Raw genomic sequence first — 23,447 nt, forward strand, 5'->3', positions numbered from 1 at the left:
GGAAAGTATGCTATATTACATTTTTAAATATTTAGATAAAACATTTGATTTTCCAGGTGCAGGAGTGTTTCAATACATAACCTTTCGTTCTGCATTTGCATTTATTTTATCACTATTAATAGCTACAATATATGGAAAAAAAATAATCAATTTCTTAAGGAAACAACAAGTTGGAGAAACGGTAAGGGAGTTAGGTTTAGAAGGACAAAGCGAGAAAGCAGGTACACCTACAATGGGAGGAATCATTATTATTATGGCAACTTTAATTCCTGTTTTCTTATTAGCGAAATTAGATAATATTTATGTTGCCCTTTTAATTATGACAACCTTATGGATGGGAACTATAGGATTTATTGACGATTATATAAAAATATTTAAAAAAGATAAACAAGGATTAAAAGGAATTTTTAAAGTAATAGGTCAAGTAGGCTTAGGTTTAATTGTAGGATCTGTTTTATACCTTCATCCAAACGTAACAGTAAGAAAAGATACTATTGGAGAACGAATAAAAACAGAAAATATAGATACTACTTTTCTTCAAGAAAAATCAACATCAACAACAATTCCATTTCTAAAGAATAACGAATTTGATTATGCTAAAGTGTTGTCATTCATGGGTGATGGATATGAAGATTGGGCTTGGTTAATCTTTATTCCAGTTGTTATATTTATTATTACAGCAGTCTCAAATGGAGCAAATTTAACAGATGGGATAGATGGCTTGGCAGCAGGAACGTCAGCAATATCGGTATTAACATTAGGACTCTTTGCGTTCGTATCGGGAAATGTAATTTTTTCAGATTATCTCAATATAATGTATATACCAAATTCTGGAGAAATGACAATATATATAGCCTCTTTTGTAGGAGCATTAGTTGGATTTCTTTGGTATAATACTTATCCAGCATCTGTTTTTATGGGAGATACAGGTAGTTTAACGATAGGAGGTATTATTGCTGTAATTGCTATTGCAATCCGAAAAGAATTGATGATTCCTATTCTATGCGGTGTTTTCTTAGCTGAAAATTTATCCGTGATGCTACAAGTAAGTTACTTTAAATACACAAAGAAAAAATATGGAGAAGGAAAACGTATTTTCTTAATGTCACCATTACATCACCATTATCAAAAGAAAGGATATCATGAAAGTAAAATTGTAACACGTTTTTGGATTGTTGCAATCTTATTAGCTATTTTTTCTTTGGTTTCATTAAAACTAAGATAAATATGAGACTAGTCATACTTGGAGGAGGAGAAAGCGGAATAGGAACAGCTATACTTGGAAAAAAGAAAGGCTATGATGTTTTTGTGTCTGATTTTGGAAAAATAAAAGAAAATTATAAAGAAGTTCTTACGATTAATAAAATTGCTTGGGAAGATGAAAAGCACACAGAATCTTTGATTTTAAATGCTGATGTAGTCATGAAAAGTCCTGGAATTCCTGAAAAAGCACCTATTGTAAAGAAACTATTGGAACTAAAGATTCCAGTTATTTCAGAAATAGAATTTGCTTCTCAGTTTACAACAGCAACAACAATAGGAATAACAGGAAGTAATGGAAAAACAACAACAACAATGTTAGTTTATCACTTACTAAAACAAGGAGGCTTAAATGTAGGATTAGCTGGAAATATAGGAAAAAGTTTTGCATGGCAAGTAGCAGAAGATAAATATGATGTGTATGTGTTAGAACTTAGTAGCTTTCAATTAGATGGGATTATAAATTACAAACCACATATTGCTATCATAACAAACCTAAGTCCAGATCACCTAGATAGATATAATTATGATTACAATTTGTATATAGAATCAAAATTTAGAATAATAAAAAACCAAACAGAAGATGATTTTTTGATAGTAGATAACGATGATATTGAAATTCAAAGATGGCTTCAAAATAATAAAACAAACGCACAAATTATATCCTTTTCAATAGAGAAAGAATTAGAAAGAGGAGGATTTTTAAATGAAAACAACTTAAATAGCAACATTAATAACGAAAAATTTACTATGCCAATAAATGAATTAGCTTTAGAAGGAAAGCATAACCTTAAAAATGCAATGGCAGCAACAGCTGTAGCTCAATTAATGAAAATTAGAAAGCAAACAATTAGAGAAAGCTTAAGTAATTTTCAAGGAGCAGAACATCGTTTAGAGAAAACTTTGAAAATTCAAAACGTTCAATATATAAATGATTCTAAAGCAACAAATGTAAATGCAACATTTTTTGCATTAGACAGTATGAAAACACCTACAATTTGGATTGTAGGAGGTGTAGACAAAGGAAATGATTATGACGAATTAATGTCGTTAGTAAGAGAAAAAGTAAAAGGAATCGTTTGCTTAGGAGTTGATAATTCTAAATTGTTTAGCACATTTAGTAGTGTAGTTGATACAATGGTGGAAACAACATCTATGGAAGAAGCAGTTAAAATAGCGCAACGCATGGCTGAAAAAGGAGATTCAGTGTTGTTATCACCATGTTGTGCAAGTTTTGATCTATTTGAAAACTATGAAGATAGAGGAAGACAATTTAAACAAGCAGTATATAATCTATAATAAAAATGACAAGTTTAGTAGCTAGATTAAGAGGAGATAAAGTAATATGGGCGATAGTTTTTCTATTAGCTCTAATCTCTTTTTTACCTGTTTATAGCGCTAGTACTAACCTTGTATATGTAATAGGTAAAGGCTCAACTTTAGGGTATTTAGTAAAACATTTAGGACATTTGTTTCTTGGCTTTGCAATTATATACTTCATTCATAAAGTTCCGTATCATTATTTTAGAGCATTATCCATTTTTGGAATTCCATTAGTTATTATATTATTGATATACACCTTGTTTCAAGGTACTGTTATTGGAGGTGCAAATGCGAGTAGATGGGTGCAAATACCATTCGTAGGAGTTAGTTTTCAAACATCAACACTTGCCTTTACAGTCTTAATGGTTTATGTAGCAAGATATCTTGCAAAAGTAAGTGATAAAGAATATTCATTAAAAGATTCATTATTGGAACTCTGGGTTCCTGTTTTTAGTGTTTTAGTACTGATTTTACCAACTAATTTTTCTACTACAGCTTTAATCTTTTCAATGGTGTGTATGCTTATTTTTATAGGGCATTATCCTTTGAAATACTTAGGAGTTGTAATTGGAATGGGGATTGCTTCATTGCTATTGTTTCTGTTATTTGCAAAAGCATTTCCAGATAACAAATTGTTTAGTAGAGTAAATACTTGGGGAAATAGAATAGAACGTTTTGTTGATAATAAACCTACAGATGATGATTACCAAATTGAAAAAGCTAAAATCGCAATTGCTTCAGGAGGTATTTATGGCTTAGGACCAGGTAAAAGTGTTCAGAAAAATTTCTTACCTCAATCCTCTTCCGATTTTATTTTTGCAATAATTGTTGAAGAGTATGGAGTGATTGGTGCAACAGGAATTATCTTTTTGTATTTATTATTGTTTTTTAGGTTTATAATAAATGCTCAAAAGGCTTCTAGTTTATTCGGAAAGCTACTTATCATTGGATTAGGTTTTCCTATTATTTTTCAAGCCTTAGTTAATATGGCTGTTGCTGTTGAATTATTACCAGTTACTGGGCAAACATTACCTCTAATTAGTAGTGGAGGAACTTCTATTTGGATGACGTGTGTGGCTATTGGAGTAATATTGAGTGTGACTAAAAAAGAAGAAGAAGTAGCATTGGATGAAGAAGAAAAAAAGAAAAGAGAGAGAGCGTTACAACAAATAATAGATAGAGAAATAGAATTGAATGATTTAAATGAAGAAGTAGAAGAAGAGAGTAATAATCCTTTAGAACCTGTTTTAAATCAGTAAAAATGGAAAAAAAAGTCAAATTTATAATTAGCGGTGGAGGAACAGGAGGACATATCTATCCTGCAATTGCAATTGCAAATGAGTTAAAAACTCGTTTTCCTGATGCAGAATTTTTGTTTGTAGGAGCTAAAGATAAAATGGAAATGCAAAAAGTGCCTCAAGCAGGCTATAATATAAAAGGACTTTGGATTTCAGGTATTCAAAGAAAAATAACAATACAAAATTTAATGTTTCCGTTTAAACTAATTTCAAGTTTATGGAAATCATTTATTATTATAAAAAAATTCAAACCAAATGTAGTTATTGGTACAGGAGGTTTTGCAAGTGGAGCGGTTTTAAAAGTAGCAACTATTTTAGGAATACCTACACTTATTCAAGAACAAAATTCATATCCAGGAATTACAAATAAATTATTAGCCAAAAAGGCAAACGCTATTTGTGTGGCTTATGAAGGTTTAGATACTTTTTTTCCAAAAGATAAAATGATTGTAACAGGAAACCCTGTGCGCCAAGATTTATTAGATATTGATGATAAAAGAATTGAAGGACTTACTTATTTCGGACTTGATAGTACAAAAAGAACACTTTTAGTACTTGGAGGAAGTCTTGGAGCAAGAAGAATAAATCAGTTAATTGCAACTGAGATTGATTTCTTATTGGAACTAGGAGTTCAAATAGTATGGCAATGCGGGAAACTATATTTTGACGAATACAATCATTTTAATAAAAAAGGAAATGTACATGTATTAGCATTTATAGATAAAATGGATCTTGCTTATGCGGCTGCTGATGTTATAATATCACGTTCAGGAGCTTCATCAGTTTCAGAGCTATGTATTGTGGGAAAACCAACTGTTTTCATTCCTTCTCCAAACGTTTCTGAAGATCATCAAACAAAAAATGCTCAAGCTGTTTTAAATAAAAAAGGAGCAATAATGCTAAAAGAAACAGATTTAGATGAAAATTTTAAAAAGGTTTTTGCAGATTTAATTTCAAACGATGAAAAACAAGCTAAGTTGAGTAAAAAAATACACAAACTAGCATTGCCAAATGCAACAAAAGAAATTGTGAATGAAATTGAAAAACTCATTAAAGAATAAATAAAAAAAACATAACTAGTTAATAAATAAGTAATTGTCAAGTAGAATGAATCTAAACCAAATCCATAACGTTTATTTTATAGGAATCGGAGGAATCGGAATGAGTGCTTTAGCGCGCTATTTTATGAATATTGGCAAGAATGTTGCAGGGTATGATAAAACAAAAACACAATTAACAGATGAACTTCAAGAATTAGGAATATCAATTCATTTTGAAGATTCAATTGATTTAATTGAACAGGAATATTTAAACAAAGAAAATACATTAATAATTATAACACCAGCAGTTCCAAAAAACCATAGTGAATGGAATTATTTCACTTCAAATGGTTTCAATGTTAAAAAAAGAGCAGAAGTATTAGGTATAATTACTAAAGATACATTCTGTTTTGCAGTTGCTGGAACACATGGAAAAACGACAACATCAAGTATTTTAGGTCATATATTATATCAAAGTGGAGTTGATGTAACAGCCTTTTTAGGAGGAATAGTTGAAAATTATAATTCAAATTTAATTGGAAGCGGAAAAACAGTAACTGTTGTAGAAGCAGATGAATTTGATCGCTCATTTTTACATCTACATCCTAATTTAGCTTGTATCACTTCAATGGACGCAGATCATCTTGATATTTATGGAGATGCATCCGCAATTGAAGCCTCATTTATAGAATTTTCTAATAAAGTGACAACGAATAACCTGTTTATTGCAAAAGGATTGCCTTTAAAAGGAAAAACTATTGGAATTAATGAAGAAGCAAATTATGAAGCTCAAAATATTAGGATAGAAAACGGATTCTATGTTTTTGATATTAATACAAATCAAGAAATAATAGAAAATGTAAAATTTAGTTTGCCAGGACATCACAATTTATCAAATGCATTAATCGCATTTTCAATGGCAAAAAGTTATGGACTAGATAATAATAAAATAAAAGAAGCGTTAGCTACATTTAAAGGTGTTAGAAGACGTTTTTCATTTCAAATTAGAGAAGAAAAGATAGTTTATATTGATGATTACGCACACCATCCTACAGAGATAAATGCAGTCCATCAAGCAGTAAGAGAATTGTATCCAAATAAAAAAATAATGGCGCTATTTCAGCCGCATTTATTTTCAAGAACAAAAGATTTTATTGATGGTTTTGCAGAAAGTTTATCAAAGTTTGATGAGATTGTGTTATTAGACATATATCCTGCAAGAGAATTACCTATAGAAGGAGTAACATCAAATTGGTTATTAAGTAAGATTAATAATCCTAAAAAGAAATTAATTGAAAAGGAAGAAGTGTTAAGAACTTTTGAAAATTCAAATGCAGATGTATATATAACAATAGGTGCAGGAGACATTGGAGAAATGGTTAAAAATATAAAAAAAGTATTATATGAAAAGATTTAATTGGCAACATATACGCTTAGTATTGATTGTACTTTTGATGATATTTTTATATTCTTTTTCATCAAAACGAAATCAAAATAGAGTAATAAAAAGCGTAAATATTTCATTTGAAGACGGACAAGAAAATTTGTTCATAACTCACGAAATGGTTAATAACTTTTTAATACAAAAATGGGGAGGTGCTTTAGCAATTAAAAAAGATGGAGTAGATTTGCAGGTATTAGAAGCTGCTCTTAATGGTCATGAAATGATTGAAAAATCTGAAGTTTTTTCAACTATAGATGGTTCTCTAAATGCACATATAAAACAAAAGTCCCCAATTGTACGATATGTATCAGGTAATACCATGTGTTACCTTGATAGTAAAGGAGTTAAAATGCCTTTGTCTGAAAACTTTTCTGCAAGAGTTCCATTAGTTATAGGAACTTTTGATGATAAAGATAAGGATAGCTATGTTATGCTGTTTAATGAAATTTATAAGGACAGTTTTTTAAAAAAGGAAATAACAGGGGTTCAAATTTTACCTTCGGGTAATGTCATTTTAACAAGTAGAAATTATAACTATAAAATAGTTTTTGGAAAACCAGTTTATATTGAAAAAAAGCTAAAGAATTATAAAGCCTTTTTTCATCATGCTGTGAAAGATACATTAATTAAGTATTATAAAGAAGTAAATGTAATGTTTACAGAACAAGTAGTTTGTAAGAAATAGGAGAATTATGAACAAAGATAATATTGCAGTAGGATTAGATATCGGAACTACGAAAATCGTAGTAATGATAGGAAAAAAAAATGAATACGGAAAATTAGAAATCTTAGGAGTAGGAAAATCTAAAAGTCTTGGTGTTCATAGAGGTGTTGTGAACAATATTACACAAACAATTCAATCTATACAACAAGCTATTCTAGAAGCAGAAAGTGATTCAGGATACAAAATAAATGATGTTGTTGTAGGTATTGCAGGTCAACATATACGTAGTATTCAACATAGTGATTATATAAGTCGTCCGAATGCTGATGAAGTTATAGATGATGAAGACATAGATGCCTTAATAGGACAAGTGCATAAATTAGCGATGTTACCTGGTGAAGAAATTATTCATGTTTTACCACAAGAATTTAAAGTAGATGGTCAAGCAGAAATAAAAGAACCAATAGGAATGTATGGAGGCCGATTAGAATCGAGTTTCCATGTAGTTGTAGGACAAGCAGCTTCAATTCGTAATCTTGGTCGTTGTATAAAAAGTTCAGGATTAGAATTATCAGGTTTAACCTTAGAACCATTAGCTTCTGCTGATGCCGTTTTAAGTCAGGAAGAAAAAGAAGCAGGGGTTGCATTGATAGATATAGGTGGCGGAACAACAGATTTAGCCATTTTTAAAGATGGAATTATTCGTCATACAGCAGTAATTCCGTTTGGAGGAAATGTAATCACGGAAGATATAAAAGAAGGCTGTTCTATCATTGAGAAACAAGCAGAACTATTAAAAGTACGTTTTGGTTCAGCATGGCCAGGAGAAAATAAAGACAATGAAATTGTTTCAATTCCAGGATTAAGAGGAAGAGAACCAAAAGAAATATCATTGAAAAACTTGTCAAAGATTATCCACGCACGTGTAGTGGAAATTATAGAGCAAGTATATGCAGAAGTAAAATTATACGGTCATGAAGACCCTAAAAAGAAACTAATTGCAGGTATCGTTTTAACAGGAGGTGGCGCTCAGTTACAACATATTAAACAATTAGTGGAATATATTACAGGAATGGATACTAGAATAGGATATCCAAACGAACATTTAGCAGGAAATTCTAACGAAGAACTGTCTAGTCCGTTATATGCAACAGCAGTAGGATTAGTAATGAACAGTATTCGTAATAATACTAAAAGTGCAATACCTTTAGTAGAAATGAAAAAAGAAGAAGCTGTTCCAGTTCAAACACCTGTGGAAGAAGGAAAAGTAGAAGAAGAGAAAGTTATTGAAGAACCTAAGTCGGAATCTACTGAAAACAGAATCAAAAAGTCATTTTTTGATAAGTATATAGATAAGATTAAAGAGTTTTTAGATAACGCAGAATAAAAAGTACTATTATGGAAGAATTTACAAGCATTTCATTTGATTTACCAAAAAACCAATCCAACGTTATCAAAGTTATTGGAGTAGGAGGAGGTGGTAGCAATGCCATCAACCATATGTTTAAACAAGGAATTAAAGGAGTTGATTTTATAGTTTGTAACACAGATTCACAAGCTTTACAAAGCAGTGCTGTTCCAAACAAAATTCAGTTAGGGGTAAGTCTTACTGAAGGTCTTGGTGCTGGGGCAAACCCAGAAGTAGGGCAACAATCAGCATTAGAAAGTATCATTGACATTGAAAAAATGTTAGATACAAACACAAAAATGTTATTTATAACAGCAGGTATGGGAGGCGGTACAGGTACTGGTGCAGCACCTGTAATTGCACAGTTAGCAAAAGAAAGAGATATTTTAACAGTAGGAATTGTAACAATTCCATTTCAATTTGAAGGAAAAGTTCGTTCAGAGCAAGCAATGCTTGGAGTTGAAAGACTACGTAAACAAGTTGATTCATTAATTGTTATTAATAATAATAAATTAAGAGAAGTGTATGGAAATCTTGGATTCAAAGCAGGATTTTCAAAAGCAGATGAAGTATTAGCAACAGCAGCAAGAGGAATTGCAGAAGTTATTACACATCACTATACTCAAAATATCGATTTAAAAGATGCAAAAACGGTACTTTCAAATAGTGGAACAGCTATTATGGGATCGTCTATAGCTGCAGGAGAAGATAGAGCAAAACAAGCAATAATGAGTGCCTTAGATTCACCATTATTAAATGATAATAAAATTACAGGTGCAAAAAATGTACTGTTGTTAATCGTTTCAGGTACTTCAGAAATTACAATTGATGAAATTGGAGAAATAAATGACTTCATTCAAACAGAAGCTGGTTTCAATGCCAATATCATCATGGGAGTAGGTGAAGATGAAACATTAGAAGATTCAGTAGCAGTAACAATTATTGCAACAGGATTTAATATAGAACAGCAAGCCGAAATTGTTAATTCAGAACCAAAGAAAATTATTCACTCATTAGAAGAGGAACAAAAAATAGTTCATGATTTAACAAATAAAACCATTGCAAATATGGTGGTAGATGAACCTATTTTTGAATCAAAACAAGAAAACAAGTCTGAAACTAATTCTGATGTAGAGGGAAACGAAAAAGTGGTTTATAATCTTGAAGAGAAACAAGAAATTCAATTTGAAATTCAAAATGTTAAACCAACAATGGATTTAGTTCAAACAAATGAAGCAATCAAAAATATGGATGTTTCTTTTGAAATTGTAACACCAACTCCAACACCAAGTTTTGAAATTGTTACACCAAAAATAAGAGAAATTGAAGTTGTTGAGCCAGAATTTGTAGTAACTAAGGACGACTTGTCATTTTCTTTAGATTTATTTGGAACACAAAAGGTAGAACAAAGAGCAACTTTTGAAAGAACAGAAGTAACTGAGAATACAAGACAAATAGATGTAAAAGATCCTATTAATGTTGTTCCTGTTACAGAAGTAAATCAAAATGGAGTAATAAGATATTCTTTAGAAGATTATTTGCAAAAGGAAAATGAATTAATAGTATCAAAACCTATTGAAGAAGTTCAAGAGCCAGTTGATGAAGAATTAAATTTTGCAGTTAAAAAAACAGAAAAACCAGCAGCACAAAATAATGATGGTTTAGAGAATGTATCTCCTTTTGAAATGACAATAGAAGAAACATTAATTGCAAGAGCAGAAGAACGTAAACGCAAAATGAAAGAATTTAATTATAAATTCAATAATAATGCGTCTCATATAGACGAAATTGAAAAACAACCAGCTTATAAGCGTATGGGAATTGATGTTACATCAACACCAAACACAACAAGCAATCAATCTAGAATGTCGTTAGGATCAGATAGTAATGATGATTTACAATTAAGGTCTAATAACTCATTCTTACATGATAATGTAGATTAAATCTCCATAAATTAACCTAACCTAAGTCCCGTAAAGTAAAATTTTCGGGATTTTTTTTACTATTTTTGTGACAGTTTTTTAAAGGCTTTTTCAGTAATCTTTTATATTCTGCACATTAACAGAGAAAGTTAAATAAAACGGTTATGCTGTTTTTAAAAATAAAAAACAAAAATAAAGACATAATTAATTAATCAAAAAATATGAGTTTAGAAGTAAAAATCATGGACAATATGAAAGAAGCCATGAAAGCAAAAGATACAGTAGCATTAGAAGCATTAAGAGCTATCAAATCGGCAATTATATTAGCAAAAACTGAAACAGGAGCATCAGAAGGATTGTCAGAGCAAGACGAAATTAAAATGTTGCAACGTTTAGTGAAAATGAGAAAAGATAGTGCTGAAATATTCACAAAACAAAATCGTCAAGATCTTGCAGAACCAGAATTAGCACAAATTGCAGTTATTGAAAAATTCTTACCAGCACAATTATCAGAAACAGAAATTGAAGCAATTATAGCAAAAATAATAGCAGAAACAGGAGCATCTGGAATTGCATCTATGGGAAAAGTAATGGGATTAGCTTCAGCACAAATAGGTGGACAAGCAGAAGGGAAAACTATTTCTACTATTGTTAAGAAGTTATTAGTATAATATTTAAATAACATTAAATAAAAGGTATAAAATGTACTTAAAAGAATAAAAATTCTTACTGAATCATTTTATACCTTTCATTTAAAATAATAATCTAAAAAAATATTTTTAAAGAAGTTCCTTGATTGACACTGCTATCAATGTGAATATTACCTTTAATCATTTTTGTTCTAGATAGAATATTCTTTAAACCTATACCTAATTTTTGTGTTTTACTATCAGGTTCATTAATTAGATTAGCTATTGACAAATCTTTTGATCCTATTCCGTTATCTTTAATTAGTAAAACATGATTTTTTCTTTCTTTTCCTAATTTTATTTTTACTTTAGTTGCTTGTGAGTGTTTAATTATATTTGAAATCGATTCTTGAATAATACGATAGATAGAAATTGATACATCTTCTTCAATTTTATTCGAACAATCATATTCAAAATCAAAAAAGATATTGCTACTATGTTCTATTTTTTCAATCATCTCTTTTATAGCAGGAATTAATCCTTTTTTAATGAGAACACTAGGCATCATATTATGAGAAATATTCCGAATCTCCTCATAAGTTTCATCAATAATATGCAATAATTTTAGGTTTGATTTATTCTCTAAATCCAAACTGTTTGAACAAATCATTTTTATAGCACAAATATTCTGACCTAAACCATCATGCAAATCTTTTGCAATTCTAATTCGTTCCTTCTCTTGCGCATCTATAACCGATTGAAACCGTAAATTTTCAGCTTTAATTAATATTTTTTTTGTTTTAAAATGATACCAAATATATAAAGATAAAATAGTGAATATGAATAGTATTGTAAAATAGAATAAAGTAAATTTTCTTTTCAGATTACTTTTATATATTAGAATTTCTTTTTCATGATTTTCTTTTATCAGAGAATTAATTTTTTTTTCTTTTTCTATACTTTCATACAAAGAAGTATATTTTATCAAATACTTTTGCGCTTCTTTTTTCTCAATTTCATCTTTCAAGTTTAAATATAATTTTAAGTTTTTTAAAGCCAAATCAAAGTTTCCTAATTTTTCATAAATACCTGCTTTGAAAAAAATGTATTCACTTTGTTCTTTTAAATTATTTTCAAATGGATATTCACTAGTTAAATCTAAATGTTTAATAGCATTTTCTTTATCATTCAATAGAGTATATAATTCGGCTCCAATTTTATTAATACGCCAAGCTTTATAATTGTGAAAAGGGGAAGTATCTTTTGATACAGCATTATAGGCTTTTTTAAAATATAAAGTAGCAGAATCATATTTTTTAAGATGAATGTAAACATTTGACTGTTCTTCTAAAAAATAAGAATATGAATTTAAGAAGCCAGCAGAACTAATTTCAACCCCTTTTTTTGAGTATGTTAAAACATTTTTATAATCTTTTATGGCTTTATAATAATCTATTAATGCAGACAAAGCATCTATAGATTGTGTACTATCTTTCGTTTGGAAACTTTTCGAATAGCAAGTATTCGCAATTTTTAACGCTGTATCATATTTTTTAAGATTAAGATACATTTTGTAGACAAGTAAATCTAAGTTGAATTGTAAATTTGAATTAGAGGTTTTATTAAAATATTTTTTTGAAAGCTCATAATATTTAGTAGCAGAAGGAATATCATATTCAATAATACCAATGTAACATAATTGCTTATAAAGTTTCCCGTTTATTTCATTATCATTAGAGTGTTTAATCTCAGGTATAGTAGTTAATAGTATTTTTTTTGCCTCATCATTATAACTATGATGTAAGTACGATAGACTTAACTTGTATAATATATTTAATTTTGTATTAGTATCAAATGAAATTAATTTTTTTTGAATTTCTGCACTAATACTATTCGCTTTTTCGATTTCTCTTTCTTGTACTAATACATTTATGGTGTCAATTTTTTTATAAAGAATATTTTTATCTACAGTATTTTGAGATATACTCATAAGAAAAGAAAGAATACACAACAAAAAAATAAAATTTTTCATACGATTTAGAGTTGGATAAAATAAAATCTAATAGTGGTAATTGTGCAGTTATTCTCCTTCTCATATTTTACTTTTACTAGGGAATTATATTTTTGGAGATATAATTTTACCCTACTTTTAAAAGTATGAAACACTATAAATATATAGTTTTTTTAACACAACATGATAAATAATTAAAAAAATATAATTGCATCAAAAAAGAATAACATACGACTAAAAATAGATATGAATTTGTACTACTTTCATAAACTTGTTTATGACGATAAAAAACAAGTAAGACAGTTTGATTAAATAGATTGTATAAAAAAAGGCTGTCAAATAAATATTCATTTGACAACCTTTTTAAAGTGTATGTAATTTTTTATTATGGATATAAAGTTAAAGTTCCATTAGCAATAATATTACTACCTAGTCCAGAAAAACTAACTGTGAAATTACTACTATTAAAACTTAAAGAACCTGTTGGAGTACAAAGACCTAATGCGTATCTAATTTTACCATAAGAACCAGTATTATTTAAGATCTTACTTTCGCTTCTTGCTTTTCCTAATGATATATTCCCCCAATCTGAGCGATCAGTATTAGTAACTCTTGAGCTTGAATAGTATATTGTTATTTTTGCTCCCATTTCACCTCTTTTTGATCCCCAAAGCCAGTTTGCAGTCCATGTAAGACTTCTCCATTTAGAAGATACTTTTGAGTGAAAATCACCTTGTGAACTTTCTTCAATTTGTGGTTGTTCCATAATAACCAAACCACCTATTACATTGTCCCAAACAATCCCATCAGTTCTATAAAAACACAAAGATTTAACTTTTTTGTTTTTAATATTCCAAGTAATTTCAAGAATTTGGTCATTAATTTTTAACTCATTAGTAGCAACCTCATTTAGATTATCTTGAATTTCTAGTAATTCATTCCCAGAGTATAAATCTTTTAATGGACCTGCAACTATTGAGGATGGTTCAGCAACATCACCATTAGCCACTACACTTTCTTTACTAGATATTATTTCTTTTGATAAATTTAATGCATCTGCCGTGTTAATTGTTCCCAAAACGGTAACTTCTAAAATCTCCATACCTTTGTCTGTGTAATGTAATAGATTAGCTTTACTACTATTAATTTGATCACTAACAATTTTAGGAAGTTCTTGAGTAGTTGGAGGTAACAAGGCTGCCTTTAAATTTTCAATAGATTGACTAGTCTGATCTTGTGCTGGAACAATTCCATCATTCTCCTTTTCACAACTTGCAAACGTCAGTACGATTAAAGCCAATACTAAATTGAGCTTGTTTAAAAATAGTTTTTTCATGTTTTTAATTGTTTAATTATTTATTTGTAGTTGTAAAGTTCAAATTTTATAATAACAAAAAAAATAGTGTTAAACCATGATTTTATCTCATGGTATTCCATGATGCAATTCCATACTTGATAAAATAAGAATCATAAAAACAGAAAAATAGGACAGAAATTGTTATTTTTAAAAAATACCATTTTAAACTAACAATACACTTATTCAAAAAAATATTCTTTTAATGAATAAACGGAGCTAATTTCTTTTAAAATTGCAATAATGTTATAAAATAAAATAATATATATTCATTACATTTGAGATATCATTTAACATAAAATGGATAAAACCTTCCCTTGTAAATACTGCTATTTTTTATTTAATTTATTATTTTAGAATGCGTTAATAACTAAAATTTATGTATATAAAAAAGTTGAAAACACTATTAGTAGATGATCATATGTTATTTTTAGAAGGTCTAGAATCAATTTTAGAATCTTATGGAGAACTAGATTTATTGCCTCCAGTAACTAGAGGAAAAGAAGCTTTAGAAATTATTTTAAATACTACAGTCGATTTTTTAATTACAGATTTAAATTTACCAGACGTTAGCGGTGTAGATTTAATACTTAAAATCAAAAAAGAAAAACCACAAATTCCAATACTTGTATTAAGCATGGATTGTGATAGAAAAGAAGTGAAAAGTATTTTAAATGCAGGATCAGAAGGTTTTATCTTAAAAATTGCGGGTAAACAAGAATTGTGTAGAGCCATACACAAAATAATTAATGGAGGCACTTATTACAGTAGTGAGATTACTGCTATTATGATGGAAATTATAAATAATAAATCGGGAAGTAGCCTTCAAACTAATTGTTTAACTGTAAGAGAAATGGAAATATTAGATTTAATTTGTAAAGAATATTCGAATAAAGAAATTTCTGAAAAATTATTTATAAGTATAAGTACCATAGAAACACATCGAAGTAGTATGTTTTGTAAAACAGGATCAAAAAATGTAGTAGGTTTGGTACGATATGCCGTCGAAAATGAATTGGTTACATGGTGATCTTTACACAAAAATTGTTAACTACAATAACACAATTAAATATTGTTTATGATTTCTACCTTAATAAAATAAAAAATATACTACAATTAACTTATAGAAATTAATATTTTTGCAATACAAATAAAAAGGCTTCGTAGTTCAACTGGATAGAATGACGGATTTCGGCTCCGTTGGTTGCAGGTTCGAATCCTGCCGAAGTCACACTTTTAAAAAAGCAACAAGATAAACACGTAGATTGGTTTATTTTGTTGCTTTTATATTTAAATATTATTCACAAGGAGTGCCCTCAATATAGTTGCTAAAAATATGATCACTCACTTCCTTTAATGTTTTATTCGTTTCAGGATGATAATGTAAAGCATTAAAAAATTCCATGTCTCCACTAGCAGATTTTCCATACCACAAACAAGCATTTCCATTTTTATCTTTGTAAGAAGTTGTGTCACACGGCATAACCTTTTTGAAATTTTCTATAAAAGAGTCATCCTTTTTAGGCGAAATATATCGGTTTCCATCTTCATTAGGAGTATCACAGTCAATTACCTCATAGTGATCGTCAATCCATTCCATACATGCTTTTCCTGTCATAGAATAATTTATTCCAAAAAAAACTAAAGCCAAAACTAAAACACTGCTTGCTATTACTACTTCCCTTTTATTCCGAGTTAACCAATCTTTACCAATAATTCCTAAAATTGGTTGCTTTTCATCCTCTTTATTGTCTTCCAGATCTGGATGTTTTTTTTTCTCATCAATGATTTCTTGTTCTAATGGTAAGTTTTTAGAATTTTTATTTTTACCATCTTCTTCTAAAGGTATCTTAGAAAACTTATTATAAGGTCTATTCTCAAAACCTACTAACATGGCTGCTAAATTTAATCCATCAATATTTTTTAACTTAGACTTTCTTTTTAGAAAACGGCCAATGGGTTTAAATTTATTTAATTTTTTAATGTCGTTCAATTCATGAGCAGTCTGAATAGAAAAATCAAAACCAAAATATAATCTAAAACTAGTCAAATCATCTACATTCTTATTTTCTTTAAAAAGTAAAATACATAAGTCTCTCAGGTTTGCTTCTGAAGGATTCAATAAAAAATTAGTATGAGTTCCATTTTTTTCAATGTCATATTGGTCTCTTATGCTATTTCTGTATTCGTCTAAGTAATTTTTCACCATATTTTATTTTTAGATTTTTCAGATTTTTCAAGATTCTATCTGATTTTTTCAGACTTAATTAGAACTATCAGAACTATCAGAATTCCGTATAAACACTGCCAAAAATTTGACAAATCTTTGCATCAGAATTAGTTCTTGTTCTATTTCGCGATTAGAACAAATGTACAAAACTACTTCTAAAAAAGTGATGCTAAACAGATTATGATTTTTATCTGGGAAGTATAAATAAGACTTTTCTGTTCTAGCTCACTCACTTCCCAAAAGCAAAATGTTAACGGCAATAGCTGTAATAATCAAAATTCGAGAAAATCTCGAACAGCTATTCCTATGTCAAATTTTTAATTTTTAAAATCATGAATAGATTATATATTTTAATAGCAGTTACTTTGTTTTCAGTAAGCTTTACATCATGTACAGCAGAAGATATTTCGGAAACAACCAATCAGTATGCAAATGATGATACTGGTGGTGAAACAGGTGGTCAAACAGGAACTATCAATCCACCTCCACCACCAGTTCCAGTAATTCCAATTCCATAATCAAATGTAATTTATTTGATTTATTTTCATAAATTCGGGAAATGCAATTCATTATGAAACATTTCCCGTTTTTATTTCTATTGTTTTTTCTTTTTTCGTGTAATAATGAAAAAGATACAATTGTTGTTGATGATTATACAAAATTCTCTAACAAAGCTACTTTTTATAGAGATTCAATTATCAATCTAGATAGTGCTTATTTTTATTTTAATGAAGCAAAGTTACTCACAAATGAATCTGAATCTGATAGAATGGTTTATTTGCTAGCTGAAATGGCTAAAATTCAAAAAATAAAAGGTGATTATTCAGGAAGTGAAGCTACAGCTACTGAAGCTTTTGATTATTTTAAGGAAGTTAAAGATTCTAATTATATTTATTCAATTTATAGTTCGCTTGGTACTTCTTATCAGAGAATGCTTGATTTTGGTAATGCTTTAAAGTATTATGATTTGTGTTTAAAAGGAAAAATTTCTGAAAAAGATAAATTAACAATGCTTAATAACAAAGGGGTTATATATATAGTGAATAATGATTTTCAAAGTGCAATTAAAATATATCAATCACTAATTAAAGTAGAAAATTTAAAACATGATAGAGTTGAATATGCACGAATAATTGATAATTTAGGTTTTACTTATTTTAATAATGGAAACAAAAATAAAGCCTATCATTATATTTCAGAGTCATTAAGAATTAGAGATAGCATAGGAGATGAATATCAAAAAATAGCTCCATTAATACATTTAGCACGTTTTTTTAAAGATTCTATTACTTCAGAATCGAATAGATTTGCTTTAAATGCTTATGATATTGCTACTAAAGTAAATAGTCCAGATGATAGATTGGAAGCATTAGATATTTTAATTAGAAATACTTCTAATAAAGATGAGTTTGAAAATTATTATGAAAAGCTTAGTTTTTTAAGAGACAGCATTAATTTTGTTAGACAAACTGCAAAAAATCAATTCGCAAAAATTAAATATGATTCGCGTTTAGCAATAGAAGAAAGCAAGAATCATGAAAAGCAAAAAATTATTTATTTATTACTTTTTATAGTAAGCGTACTATCAGGTATTTTTATATTTTATTTCATTAGAAAGAAAAACAAAGAAAAAATACAAAAAACAGCTTATGAAACTGAAACCCGAATTTCTAAAAGACTACACGATGAGTTAGCTAATGATGTTTTTAATACCATGACCTTTATTGAAACTCAAGATTTGCAAAACAAAGACAATAAAGAAAGTATATTACGAGGTCTAGATGTTATTTATGATAAAGCACGAAATATTTCCAAGCAAACCAGTGGTGTAAAAACAGGAAAAGATTTTGGTAATTTATTAAATGAAATGCTAATGAGTTACAAATCGGACGAAGTAAATATCATTAAAAAAGGAAGTAATGAAATTAATTGGGAATTAATAAGTGCCGAAAAACAAATTGAAATTCACCGTGTTTTGCAAGAATTGTTAGTCAATATGAAAAAATATAGCAAAGCAGAAGTAGTTGTAATAGGATTTAAAGAACAAGAAAAAAGCATACAAATCAGCTATTCAGATAATGGAGTAGGATTTGAAAAAGAAAAAATTACTAAACGTGGACTTCAGAGTGTGGAAAACCGTATTCATAGTATAAAAGGAAGTATTATTTTTGAATCAGAAATAAACAAAGGAGTGAAAATTAATATTGAATTTCCCAAATAATAATAAATTATGATGTTTTCAAAAGTAATAATTGCCGAAGATATTGATGGATTAAATTTTGCAGTTGTGCAAGCTCTTAAAGAATTAGATATTCTGGAAGAACAAATTGACTATGCTAAATATTGCGACGATGCTTTATTAAAAATGAGAAAAGCATTACAAGACAATGAACCATATGATTTACTAATTACAGATCTTTCATTTAAAGAAGATCACAGAAAAAATGAACTTAAACTTCATTCAGGAGAAGATTTAATACAAACCGTTAGAATAGTACAACCTAATATAAAAATTATAGCTTTTTCAATAGAAGATAAACCATATAGAATAAAAAACCTTTTCGATAGCTATGAAATTAATGCTTTTGTGATGAAAGGAAGAAATAGCATTCCAGAGTTGAAAAAAGCAATTCAAACCGTTTTTAATTCAAAAGAAAAATATATTTCTCCAAATATTGCTCATGTATTTCAAGACAAAACAGATAATGAAATAGACGACTATGATTTAGAGTTAATAAAACAGCTTTCCAATGGCGTTTCACAAGAAGAAATGGAATTCAAATTCAAAGAACTAGGCATAACACCTAATAGTAAAAGTACTATTGAAAAACGCATTAGCAAATTAAAAATTTACTTTAAAGCCAATAACACAGTACATTTAATAGCAATGGCAAAAGATTTAGGATTAGTGTAATAAAAAGAACACTAATTTTATCATTATAAACCTGTCAGATTTTAAAATCTGATAGGTTTTTTTTATGCTTTATGAAATAATTTCTGGTTTTACGGTTTTCCGTAAGGAATTCATTTTCAATGGTTATAAGTTTGGATATTATTAATTTAAAAAAGGAAGGAATGAGAAAAAGAAATACAAATAGAGATGGTGGTAGTTGGTCAGAACAGATAAAAATAGCTGTTTGGAATAAGGCAGTTGTTGTGCCAGGAGTAAACCCAAGCGTAAGAAGAAAGGATAATTGTGGAGCATGGATTGATTGGAATCAGTATGGATTCACTGTTGAAGGAGGAACAGGATGGGAAATTGATCATATTAATCCTGTTTCAAATGGAGGGAGTGATGATTTGCCAAATTTGCAGCCTTTACAATGGCAAAATAATAGGAAGAAAGGTGATGATTATCCTGCGTACAATTATTGTTTAATGAATGCTAAATAAATTATCAAAAATGGAACTAAACACACAACTAAAAGCTTTAGCCGATAAAATTAATCAGTTAAAAGACAAAATAGAAACCGAAGAATCTACAAAACACGCTTTTGTCTTACCGTTTATAAATATTTTAGGATACGATACTTTTAACCCTACTGAAGTTGTACCTGAATTTACAGCAGATATTGGGTTGAAAAAAGGCGAAAAAGTAGATTATGCTATTTTTGAAAACAACGAACCTATTCTAATTATAGAATGTAAAAATTGGAAAGAAAATTTAAACATTCATAACTCACAGTTATTACGTTATTTCCATGTTACAAAAACACGTTTTGCTTTGCTTACAAACGGCATTCAATATCAGTTTTTTACCGATTTAGATGAGAAAAATAAAATGGACGAGAAACCATTTTTAGAGTTTGATATAACTAGTCTAAAAGAAAATGTGATTAATGAAATAGCCAAATTTCACAAGTCAAATTTCGATGTAAACAATATTGTAAACAATGCAAGTTCCTTAAAATATACTAAAGAAATTAAGAAATTTATTCAAGAAGAAACAAATACACCTTCAAACGAATTTGTACGATTATTTGCAAATAAAGTTTACTCAGGAAGATTAACTGAAAAAGTTTTAGAAGAGTTTAAGGAACTGGTACAAAAAGGCTTTAACCAATTCATCAGTGAAAAAGTAAACGACCGATTAAATGCTGCCCTAACCAAAGAAGCTGAAAAACAATTAGAAGATCAAGTAGAACCTATCGAGGAAGATATTAGAGTAATTACAACAGAAGAAGAACTAGAAGCATATAAAATTGTAGTAGCCATATTAAGACGAAAAATCCCTGTACAACGTATTGTTCACAGAGACACACAATCTTATTTAGGAATCCTATTAGATGACAACAATAGAAAACCCTTATGTAGATTACACTTAAACGGAAATAAAAAATACATTGGATTAATAGATAGTAATAAAAATGAAACCCGTCAACCAATAGAAACTATAGATGATATCTATCAATTTGAAAATGAATTATTAGAGACTGTTGGGTTTTATGAAGTTGAAAATAGTTAATATAAAACAAAAATTATGACAAAAGTAAAAAACATTAATGGAACTTCTGATAACAATTGTAATTGCGGAAGTTGGTTACAACATTGGAAAAATTATAGTGGACAAAAGGTAAATTGGTGTTCAGAAATTGATTGTTGTGAAAAGACCGATTTAGTTGGTGCTCATGTCCAAAAAGCAAATTCTATAGATATGAATTGGTATATAATTCCTTTATGTAAAACACATAATTCAAATTCAAACGTAGATGAAATGGAAATAATGTCAAGCATAAGACTAGTATTAGCAAACAGAAAAAACACTTGTGAAAAACAATAAATTATGATATTAATATACGATCATTGGACAGGTTCTTTCAATGATGTCAAGGCATCTCTAATAAAAAGTATTGCTCAGTACCTTAGACATTATGAAGGAGTTAAAGTAGGTATTACTTCAAACCCTTTAAATCGTTTTTCAAAACATAATGGAAGTAATAAAAAATGGGAAAAGATGATAGTTAAATATGAAACTTCGTCTGTAAAATATATAAATGAAATGGAAAAAATACTTATAAATAATTTTTCTGATTTATTACTTAATGAAGTTGCTGGTGGTGGTGGACCGAATGGAGGTTCTCCATATTATTTATATGTATTAATAAAATAACAAATTAAGATGAAAATAAAATTATTTTTTATAATAAATTTACTAACCATTAATTTAATTCTGTCACAAACTCTAATTAATATAACAGAGCAAACAATAAAAATAAAAGCCCTAAGTGAAGAAATACTCTATTTTGGTTTTGAAGAAGGAGATCAGATTATTTTTAATGTATCAGAAATAAATGGCAAAGAAGTTAAAGAAGTTGAAATTGTAGAATTCCCTTCTTCTTCAAAATTCTCAGATTTTAAAACTTCTAAAATTGAAAATAAGACTATAAATGTAAATTCAAAAGGAGTTTATAAATTTAGATTCTATAATAGTTCACTTGGAGGGAGAATCTGTAAAATAAAAATTCAGCGCATTCCAACTAATGAAAGCCTTAAAGATTTTAATACTAATGTTAAATGGGTTACAGAGCAAGATACTACTTGGAATTCTTATACAAAAGATGTGATTGTAAGATACGATACACTAAAAATAAAAAAAACAAGAAAGGTTATTGAATCTGAAGAAAAAACAGAAGAAATGATTTTTGATAAATCACAAAGAGTACATTCAAAAACAAATAGTAATGGAAATAAGACCTCTTTATTTTTTGTATTACCACAAAACAGAGTAAGTGAATATGAAACTAAAAGAGTTGTGGCTTGGGCATATTGGATAGGAGTTGGTGAAGAATCTAATAAAGCTTGGCAACAAAATAGGAAACTTATTGTTGGAGCAGTACAAACAGGCTCAAAGTTGACTTTTTCACCTCTGGGAGCTTTAGCAGTTGGAACTGTAACAAATTTGGTTTTGCCTACTATAGGACATGATGTTAGTTATGGAATTGTTGATGAAGTGAATAAAAACTTGTTTTTTTCTGGTGCTCAATATAAAGGATATGATTTTGGTAAAGGTATCGCTGGATATAAAAAATTTGATAATATAGGTATGATGCAAGGTGTTTATCATATTGTTTTATATAATGATAATGATTTTCAAGGTATTGATGTAAATATTAAAGTTTCAACAGTAATTGAGCATGTAAAGTACAGAGATGAAGAGTTTATAGATCTACAAGTAAATCCAGTATATGAAAAACAAATTTTCAATGAACCAATCATAACAACTAGAAAATTTCCAGTGACTTTTGATTATAAAAAACAATCCCTATGACAAAAAAACTACTCCTATTATTCCTTTTTCTTTTCCTTTCCTGCAAAGAAACCAATCAGGCACCACCAGTAAAAGAAGAAACAAGACAAGTACAATCGTTTTATCAAGAAGCACCTACTATTACACCAGACGATATAGAAGAAATTGATAACGAAGAAAGGCGAACGTATCATATAGATAATCAATATAAATACAAATATCGAACAGGTAAACAAGATTATTATGAATATAATTATGATATCATAAGTAAAGATAGTTTAGGTAACGAAGTCAGAGGAAATGTAAATGTACGCGGGAAATATGGAGCAGGAAAAATAACAAATACAAACGGAGTAGAAAAAGATATCTACGTACAATGGATACGATATGGAGTATTAAAAGGAACTGATGAGGATAAAAAAGAATATGAATTTGTAGTAGAATAACTTTTCCTATCATTTAGTAAAAGAGTTTACCTGTTTTATTTATGAATTCAATCTTCTGTTTTTGACAAGTATTATTTGGTATAAACAACAAAATAGAGGTAAGATAATTTTAAAAAAGCGTGAAAAATTAACCGATTTTTACTCCATTTTAAAATTAAATTGTATTTTCCG

The 23,447-nt window shown here is 28.6% G+C and carries 22 protein-coding genes and 1 tRNA gene; 20 read left to right on the forward strand and 3 right to left on the reverse strand.

All coding sequences use genetic code 11. From position 1 onward, the window contains the following. Positions 1-7: 7 nt before the first annotated feature. The 9 genes from mraY to SY27_RS03935 all read left to right on the forward strand — a co-directional run bounded on the left by mraY (position 8) and on the right by SY27_RS03935 (position 11,030). On the forward strand, positions 8-1,225 hold the full coding sequence (gene mraY, locus SY27_RS03895; protein ID WP_045967521.1) for a phospho-N-acetylmuramoyl-pentapeptide-transferase: 1,218 nt from the start codon (positions 8-10) through the stop codon (positions 1,223-1,225). Positions 1,226-1,227: 2 nt separating this feature from the next. Further along, positions 1,228-2,559, forward strand: coding sequence for a UDP-N-acetylmuramoyl-L-alanine--D-glutamate ligase (gene murD, locus SY27_RS03900; RefSeq protein ID WP_045967522.1), 1,332 nt, complete (start codon positions 1,228-1,230; stop codon positions 2,557-2,559). Positions 2,560-2,564: 5 nt separating this feature from the next. Beyond that, complete coding sequence (locus tag SY27_RS03905; RefSeq protein ID WP_045967523.1) at positions 2,565-3,842, forward strand: FtsW/RodA/SpoVE family cell cycle protein; 1,278 nt, start codon at positions 2,565-2,567, stop codon at positions 3,840-3,842. Positions 3,843-3,844: 2 nt separating this feature from the next. After that, entirely contained in the window at positions 3,845-4,942 is a 1,098-nt protein-coding gene (gene murG, locus SY27_RS03910) for an undecaprenyldiphospho-muramoylpentapeptide beta-N-acetylglucosaminyltransferase (protein ID WP_045967524.1), read from the forward strand. Between the two features lie 46 nt (positions 4,943-4,988). Next, entirely contained in the window at positions 4,989-6,338 is a 1,350-nt protein-coding gene (murC, locus tag SY27_RS03915) for a UDP-N-acetylmuramate--L-alanine ligase (protein WP_045967525.1), read from the forward strand. Further along, positions 6,325-7,050: a cell division protein FtsQ/DivIB gene (locus SY27_RS03920; RefSeq protein WP_045967526.1), complete on the forward strand. Its 726-nt coding sequence runs from the start codon at positions 6,325-6,327 to the stop codon at positions 7,048-7,050. The genes murC and SY27_RS03920 overlap by 14 nt, the downstream gene beginning before the upstream one ends. Before the next feature lie 7 nt (positions 7,051-7,057). Then, positions 7,058-8,416 (forward strand): cell division protein FtsA, encoded by a 1,359-nt coding sequence (ftsA, locus tag SY27_RS03925; RefSeq protein WP_045967527.1) that lies wholly within the window; start codon positions 7,058-7,060, stop codon positions 8,414-8,416. Positions 8,417-8,427: 11 nt separating this feature from the next. Then, complete coding sequence (gene ftsZ, locus SY27_RS03930; protein WP_045967528.1) at positions 8,428-10,380, forward strand: cell division protein FtsZ; 1,953 nt, start codon at positions 8,428-8,430, stop codon at positions 10,378-10,380. A 200-nt stretch (positions 10,381-10,580) separates the two neighbouring features. Beyond that, positions 10,581-11,030: a GatB/YqeY domain-containing protein gene (locus SY27_RS03935; RefSeq protein WP_045967529.1), complete on the forward strand. Its 450-nt coding sequence runs from the start codon at positions 10,581-10,583 to the stop codon at positions 11,028-11,030. A 94-nt stretch (positions 11,031-11,124) separates the two neighbouring features. On the opposite strand, the gene SY27_RS03940 is transcribed toward SY27_RS03935, so the two are convergent. Continuing rightward, the gene (locus SY27_RS03940) at positions 11,125-13,020 is read right to left on the reverse strand and encodes a sensor histidine kinase (RefSeq protein ID WP_082084301.1); all 1,896 of its coding nucleotides are present in this window, start codon (positions 13,018-13,020) and stop codon (positions 11,125-11,127) included. Between the two features lie 364 nt (positions 13,021-13,384). Beyond that, on the reverse strand, positions 13,385-14,335 hold the full coding sequence (locus SY27_RS03945) for a hypothetical protein (RefSeq protein WP_045967531.1): 951 nt from the start codon (positions 14,333-14,335) through the stop codon (positions 13,385-13,387). Between the two features lie 412 nt (positions 14,336-14,747). Between SY27_RS03945 and SY27_RS03950 the strand changes: the two genes are divergently transcribed. Then, on the forward strand, positions 14,748-15,383 hold the full coding sequence (locus SY27_RS03950) for a response regulator transcription factor (protein WP_161794118.1): 636 nt from the start codon (positions 14,748-14,750) through the stop codon (positions 15,381-15,383). A 127-nt stretch (positions 15,384-15,510) separates the two neighbouring features. Beyond that, positions 15,511-15,584 (forward strand) — tRNA-Arg (locus tag SY27_RS03955). Between the two features lie 66 nt (positions 15,585-15,650). Here the strand turns inward: SY27_RS03955 and SY27_RS18105 are convergent. Next, positions 15,651-16,562 (reverse strand): hypothetical protein, encoded by a 912-nt coding sequence (locus SY27_RS18105; RefSeq protein WP_052705128.1) that lies wholly within the window; start codon positions 16,560-16,562, stop codon positions 15,651-15,653. Between the two features lie 353 nt (positions 16,563-16,915). On the opposite strand from SY27_RS18105, the gene SY27_RS03965 reads away from it, so the two are divergent. The 9 genes from SY27_RS03965 to SY27_RS04005 all read left to right on the forward strand — a co-directional run bounded on the left by SY27_RS03965 (position 16,916) and on the right by SY27_RS04005 (position 23,276). Next, complete coding sequence (locus tag SY27_RS03965; protein ID WP_045967533.1) at positions 16,916-17,101, forward strand: hypothetical protein; 186 nt, start codon at positions 16,916-16,918, stop codon at positions 17,099-17,101. A 41-nt stretch (positions 17,102-17,142) separates the two neighbouring features. Beyond that, complete coding sequence (locus SY27_RS03970; RefSeq protein WP_152640698.1) at positions 17,143-18,804, forward strand: tetratricopeptide repeat-containing sensor histidine kinase; 1,662 nt, start codon at positions 17,143-17,145, stop codon at positions 18,802-18,804. Between the two features lie 12 nt (positions 18,805-18,816). Continuing rightward, positions 18,817-19,497 (forward strand): response regulator transcription factor, encoded by a 681-nt coding sequence (locus SY27_RS03975; RefSeq protein ID WP_045967535.1) that lies wholly within the window; start codon positions 18,817-18,819, stop codon positions 19,495-19,497. Positions 19,498-19,658: 161 nt separating this feature from the next. Continuing rightward, entirely contained in the window at positions 19,659-19,976 is a 318-nt protein-coding gene (locus tag SY27_RS03980) for an HNH endonuclease signature motif containing protein (protein WP_052705176.1), read from the forward strand. A gap of 10 nt (positions 19,977-19,986) precedes the next feature. Next, positions 19,987-21,048, forward strand: a complete 1,062-nt coding sequence (locus SY27_RS03985; protein WP_045968252.1) for a type I restriction endonuclease — start codon at positions 19,987-19,989, stop codon at positions 21,046-21,048. Positions 21,049-21,063: 15 nt separating this feature from the next. After that, positions 21,064-21,363 (forward strand): hypothetical protein, encoded by a 300-nt coding sequence (locus SY27_RS03990; protein ID WP_045967536.1) that lies wholly within the window; start codon positions 21,064-21,066, stop codon positions 21,361-21,363. A 3-nt stretch (positions 21,364-21,366) separates the two neighbouring features. Then, positions 21,367-21,693 (forward strand): hypothetical protein, encoded by a 327-nt coding sequence (locus tag SY27_RS03995; protein ID WP_045967537.1) that lies wholly within the window; start codon positions 21,367-21,369, stop codon positions 21,691-21,693. 9 nt (positions 21,694-21,702) lie between these two features. Next, a complete protein-coding gene (locus SY27_RS04000) occupies positions 21,703-22,851 on the forward strand; it encodes a hypothetical protein (RefSeq protein WP_045967538.1) in 1,149 nt (382 codons plus the stop codon). Continuing rightward, entirely contained in the window at positions 22,848-23,276 is a 429-nt protein-coding gene (locus SY27_RS04005) for a hypothetical protein (protein ID WP_052705130.1), read from the forward strand. Before SY27_RS04000 ends, SY27_RS04005 begins: the two co-directional genes overlap by 4 nt. Positions 23,277-23,447 lie beyond the last annotated feature (171 nt).

The organism is Flavobacterium sp. 316 (genome assembly GCF_000967805.1).
Lineage (GTDB): Bacteria > Bacteroidota > Bacteroidia > Flavobacteriales > Flavobacteriaceae > Flavobacterium > Flavobacterium sediminilitoris.

Coding starts and splice junctions, on each gene's coding strand:
- mraY (WP_045967521.1), top strand. CDS start 8: ATGCTATATTACATTTTTAAATATTTAGATAAAACATTTGATTTTCCA.
- murD (WP_045967522.1), top strand. CDS start 1,228: ATGAGACTAGTCATACTTGGAGGAGGAGAAAGCGGAATAGGAACAGCT.
- SY27_RS03905 (WP_045967523.1), top strand. CDS start 2,565: ATGACAAGTTTAGTAGCTAGATTAAGAGGAGATAAAGTAATATGGGCG.
- murG (WP_045967524.1), top strand. CDS start 3,845: ATGGAAAAAAAAGTCAAATTTATAATTAGCGGTGGAGGAACAGGAGGA.
- murC (WP_045967525.1), top strand. CDS start 4,989: ATGAATCTAAACCAAATCCATAACGTTTATTTTATAGGAATCGGAGGA.
- SY27_RS03920 (WP_045967526.1), top strand. CDS start 6,325: ATGAAAAGATTTAATTGGCAACATATACGCTTAGTATTGATTGTACTT.
- ftsA (WP_045967527.1), top strand. CDS start 7,058: ATGAACAAAGATAATATTGCAGTAGGATTAGATATCGGAACTACGAAA.
- ftsZ (WP_045967528.1), top strand. CDS start 8,428: ATGGAAGAATTTACAAGCATTTCATTTGATTTACCAAAAAACCAATCC.
- SY27_RS03935 (WP_045967529.1), top strand. CDS start 10,581: ATGAGTTTAGAAGTAAAAATCATGGACAATATGAAAGAAGCCATGAAA.
- SY27_RS03940 (WP_082084301.1), bottom strand. CDS start 13,020: ATGAAAAATTTTATTTTTTTGTTGTGTATTCTTTCTTTTCTTATGAGT.
- SY27_RS03945 (WP_045967531.1), bottom strand. CDS start 14,335: ATGAAAAAACTATTTTTAAACAAGCTCAATTTAGTATTGGCTTTAATC.
- SY27_RS18105 (WP_052705128.1), bottom strand. CDS start 16,562: ATGGTGAAAAATTACTTAGACGAATACAGAAATAGCATAAGAGACCAA.
- SY27_RS03965 (WP_045967533.1), top strand. CDS start 16,916: ATGAATAGATTATATATTTTAATAGCAGTTACTTTGTTTTCAGTAAGC.
- SY27_RS03970 (WP_152640698.1), top strand. CDS start 17,143: ATGCAATTCATTATGAAACATTTCCCGTTTTTATTTCTATTGTTTTTT.
- SY27_RS03975 (WP_045967535.1), top strand. CDS start 18,817: ATGTTTTCAAAAGTAATAATTGCCGAAGATATTGATGGATTAAATTTT.
- SY27_RS03980 (WP_052705176.1), top strand. CDS start 19,659: ATGAGAAAAAGAAATACAAATAGAGATGGTGGTAGTTGGTCAGAACAG.
- SY27_RS03985 (WP_045968252.1), top strand. CDS start 19,987: ATGGAACTAAACACACAACTAAAAGCTTTAGCCGATAAAATTAATCAG.
- SY27_RS03990 (WP_045967536.1), top strand. CDS start 21,064: ATGACAAAAGTAAAAAACATTAATGGAACTTCTGATAACAATTGTAAT.
- SY27_RS03995 (WP_045967537.1), top strand. CDS start 21,367: ATGATATTAATATACGATCATTGGACAGGTTCTTTCAATGATGTCAAG.
- SY27_RS04000 (WP_045967538.1), top strand. CDS start 21,703: ATGAAAATAAAATTATTTTTTATAATAAATTTACTAACCATTAATTTA.
- SY27_RS04005 (WP_052705130.1), top strand. CDS start 22,848: ATGACAAAAAAACTACTCCTATTATTCCTTTTTCTTTTCCTTTCCTGC.